Origin of the sequence: Phocaeicola sp. (assembly GCF_048170425.1) — a bacterium.
In the GTDB taxonomy this organism is placed as follows: Bacteria; Bacteroidota; Bacteroidia; order Bacteroidales; family Bacteroidaceae; genus Phocaeicola.
Window position 1 is genome coordinate 1 of sequence record NZ_DBEXBB010000169.1, and the last position, 3,608, is coordinate 3,608.

At 39.7% G+C, this 3,608-nt stretch carries 4 protein-coding genes; 3 read left to right on the forward strand and 1 reads right to left on the reverse strand.

Translation table 11 applies throughout. From position 1 onward, the window contains the following. Nucleotides 1-217 precede the first annotated feature (217 nt). Nucleotides 218-1,999, reverse strand: a complete 1,782-nt coding sequence (locus ACMJ0U_RS06510) for an aminopeptidase P family protein (RefSeq protein ID WP_417129001.1) — start codon at nt 1,997-1,999, stop codon at nt 218-220. 200 nt (nt 2,000-2,199) lie between these two features. Here ACMJ0U_RS06510 and rpsU point away from each other — a divergent pair, with 200 nt between their 5' ends. From rpsU to ACMJ0U_RS06525, 3 genes are all read left to right on the forward strand, one after another. Continuing rightward, nucleotides 2,200-2,391, forward strand: a complete 192-nt coding sequence (gene rpsU / locus ACMJ0U_RS06515; RefSeq protein WP_005844817.1) for a 30S ribosomal protein S21 — start codon at nt 2,200-2,202, stop codon at nt 2,389-2,391. 77 nt (nt 2,392-2,468) lie between these two features. Next, the gene (locus ACMJ0U_RS06520) at nt 2,469-3,350 is read left to right on the forward strand and encodes a tyrosine-type recombinase/integrase (protein ID WP_417128998.1); all 882 of its coding nucleotides are present in this window, start codon (nt 2,469-2,471) and stop codon (nt 3,348-3,350) included. A 14-nt stretch (nt 3,351-3,364) separates the two neighbouring features. Next, a partial coding sequence (locus tag ACMJ0U_RS06525) for an HPF/RaiA family ribosome-associated protein (protein WP_417129000.1) occupies nt 3,365-3,608 on the forward strand: 244 nt, incomplete at its 3' end.

The window sequence follows — 3,608 nt, forward strand, 5'->3', positions numbered from 1 at the left end:
GTCGGAGTATTTCCCCCGTTTTGGCTGCCAAACCTTATTTTCGGGGGAATACCTAAAGATACAAAAAAGCCAACTAATTCGCAATACTTTTTGTATGAATTAGTTGGCTAATTTTATACTATTTACTGAGTGTCCCTAAATAAAAGTAAACAAAAATCTCCCGGTCGGCATTTTCATACAGAGAATGCTGACCGGGAGATTTTTGTTTATAAACTGATTAGTGGATGGCTTTTGTAGCTTCTTTCAACCAGTTCTTTTCTTCCTCGCTGAGGTATGGGTTAAGTGTGGTATACACTTTCTGGTGATAATCGTTTAACCATGCCTTTTCTTCCGGACTGAGTAAATCAGGTAGAATCGGTTTGAGATCGATAGGGCATAGGGTCAATGCTTCAAATTTATAGAATTCGCCAAAGTCAGTCGTTTGGTCGTCTACAATCAGCATGGTGTTTTCTGTGCGTACACCATATCTTCCGGCTTTGTATACTCCTGGTTCATTGGTGACCGTCATACCAGGAAGGAGTAGAGCAGGCATGTGGTTCATACGGAACTGATGAGGCCCTTCGTGTACATTCAGAAAATGTCCGACTCCATGTCCTGTCCCATGCCCGTAGTTCATGCCTTCTTTCCATATAAATTGCCGTGCCAGTACATCGAGCTGGGTGCCACAGGTACCATACGGAAAGTGAGCCATGGAGAGTTGTATGAATCCTTTCAGGATAAGAGTATAATCCTTTTTTTGTTCTTCTGTAATGTGTCCTAATGCGATGGTACGAGTGATGTCTGTTGTCCCATCGAGGTATTGTCCTCCGCTGTCAAGAAGAAGGAAGCCTTCAGGTTTCAGGGTTGCTGCGGTTTCTTCAGTTGCTTCGTAATGTACGATTGCGCCATGTGCCTGATAACCGGCTATGGTATCAAAGCTGATACCTTGGAAGTTTTCTTGTGCAGAACGGAATTCGTATAGCTTCTGGTCAATGGATAATTCGGTTTCTGTTCCACTTTTTACAGCGTTTTCTAACCAATAAAGGAAGCGAACCATAGCCACTCCATCGCGTGTCATGGCTTGTTTGAATCCGGCGATTTCTGTAGCGTTTTTGATTGATTTCAGGTATAATACCGGAGAGTCGAGCAGTTTTACCTGACTGTTTTTGCGGGCAGCCTGATAAAGGGTATAGTTAGTTGAATAGGGTAGTTGTAAGCTTCCTTCTTTATATGCCTCTAAATCTTGGGCTATTTGTGTATAGTCTTTAATAGAAACTTGATTTGTTTCTAAATAGTGGCGTACTTCATCCGTTAGTTTATCCGGCTGGATGTATAATGTACTTGAAGTAGAGGTGATAAAAAGGTAGGAAACGAATACCGGATTGCAATGTACGTCAGTGCCTCTCAGGTTTAAAGTCCAGGCTATTTCATCCAAGGCGGAGATTAAGATGCCATTGACCTGATTCTCTTCAAGAGTTGCCTGTATCCGGCTGATTTTTTGATTGCATGGCTCTCCACTATACTCCAACGGCAAAATAAATGGAGAGTTTAGAGGTAATGAAGGGCGGTCTTTCCATAATAAATAAAACGGATCCTCTACATTAACCAGTTCCAAATGGTATTTTTCAAGTACTTGTCGTAATTGTAGGGCTTCGGATGTACTGTTTACCCAACCGTCGATACCGACTTTTTCTCCAGGATTCAGAGTGCTCCCTAGCCAGTCGGCTATAGAAGGGGTTTCTGGAAGTCGGTCTTTAAATAAAGTTAGTCCGCTTCCTTCGAGTTGTTCTTCTGCTTGTAGAAAATAACGAGAGTCAGTCCATACTCCTCCTTGTGATGTGGTGATTACAGCTGTACCGGCAGAACCGGTGAATCCGGAAATCCATTTCCGGGACTCCCAATGTGCAGGTACATATTCTCCGGAATGAGGGTCGGTACTTGGTACAATAAATGCGGATATGCCTTTGGTGTGCATAAATTTACGCAAGGCTTCAATTCTATCAGATACAGGGCTCATGATGTAAATATTTAAGAAGATTCTAAACTAGTCTGACAAAAATAATAAATGGTGTAGAAAGGATAGTCTTGATTTTGCCTGAAGTTGATTTTTTGAATAAAATCTTTTGGAAAGTTTTGTAAATAAAGAAAGTATGTGTAATTTTGCGCCGCAATTTGACTATCGGAAAATATTAATAACAACATATTTAATAATTAAAAACAATGATTGTAGTACCAGTAAAAGAAGGCGAAAACATTGAAAAAGCGCTGAAGAAGTTCAAAAGAAAATTTGAGAAAACAGGTGTTGTAAAAGAACTAAGAGCTAGACAGCAGTTCGACAAGCCGTCTGTATTGAACAGACTGAAAAGAGAACGTGCTATCTATGTTCAGAAACTTCAGCAAGTAGAAGAATAATTAAAAACTCGCACATTCTTTGAATAATTGAATTCTTTTTCATATATTCGTTGCTGAATTGATAAGCGACGTTTCTTATGATGACAGACTCTTTTTTGGATTATCTTCGATTTGAAAAAAACTATTCTGAAAAAACAATAGTTAGTTATGGAATAGATTTGACCAAGTTTGAAGAATACTTCAAGGGGAAAGACGAGGATGTCGATTTTACAACGGTAGATGCTGATTTGGTTCGTGGTTGGGTGATGAACCTGATAGAGGACGGATATACATCTGCTTCTGTAAATCGGAAACTGAGTTCACTCCGATCGTTTTATCGTTTCCTTCTAAAGAAAGGTGTGATAGAGGAGGATCCGATGTTGAAAATCATTGGACCGAAAAATAAGAAACCTCTTCCTGTATTTCTGAAAGAACGTGAAATGGACCGACTCTTGGATGATGTTCCTTTTAAGGAGGATTTTACAGGTTGTCGGGATAGAATGGTGTTGGAAATGTTTTATGCTACAGGCATGCGGCTTTCCGAGTTGATAGGGCTGAATGATGTGGATGTCGATTTTTCTGCGTTTCTGATAAAAGTAACGGGAAAGAGAAATAAACAGCGCTTAATTCCTTTTGGAGAAGAATTGCGAAGGGCGATGTCTGTTTATCTGAAAATAAGAAATGAAGTGTTGCCTGGAAAGGCAGAGGCGTTTTTCGTTCTAAAAAACGGAAAACGGATGTATCCTGGAAAGGTGTATCTTTTAGTGAAACGGAACCTGTCAAAAGTGGTGTCGTTAAAAAAAAGAAGTCCGCATGTGTTGAGACATACTTTTGCAACTGCTATGTTGAATAATGAGGCAGAGTTGGGCGCAGTGAAGGAATTACTGGGCCATAGTAGTCTGACTACAACGGAAATTTATACGCATACGACTTTTGAGGAACTTAAAAAAGTTTATGAACAAGCTCATCCAAGAGCGTAAAAAAGGAGGTATTTATGGAAGTTAGAATTCAAGCCATTCATTTCGATGCAACAGAAAAACTTCAGGATTTTATTCAGAAGAAAACTGCTAAGTTAGAAAAGTATTGTGACGATATAAATAAAGTGGAGGTGTCATTAAAAGTTGTAAAGCCTGAAACTGCGATGAATAAGGAGGCTAGTATAAAAGTGCTGGTGCCTAATGGTGAATTTTTTGCAGAAAAGGTGAGTGATACATTTGAAGAGTCGGTTGATGTATGCG

What these genes read in the sequence shown, in the direction of transcription:
- rpsU (WP_005844817.1), top strand. Translation starts at nt 2,200, where the DNA reads ATGATTGTAGTACCAGTAAAAGAAGGCGAAAACATTGAAAAAGCGCTG.
- ACMJ0U_RS06520 (WP_417128998.1), top strand. Translation starts at nt 2,469, where the DNA reads ATGATGACAGACTCTTTTTTGGATTATCTTCGATTTGAAAAAAACTAT.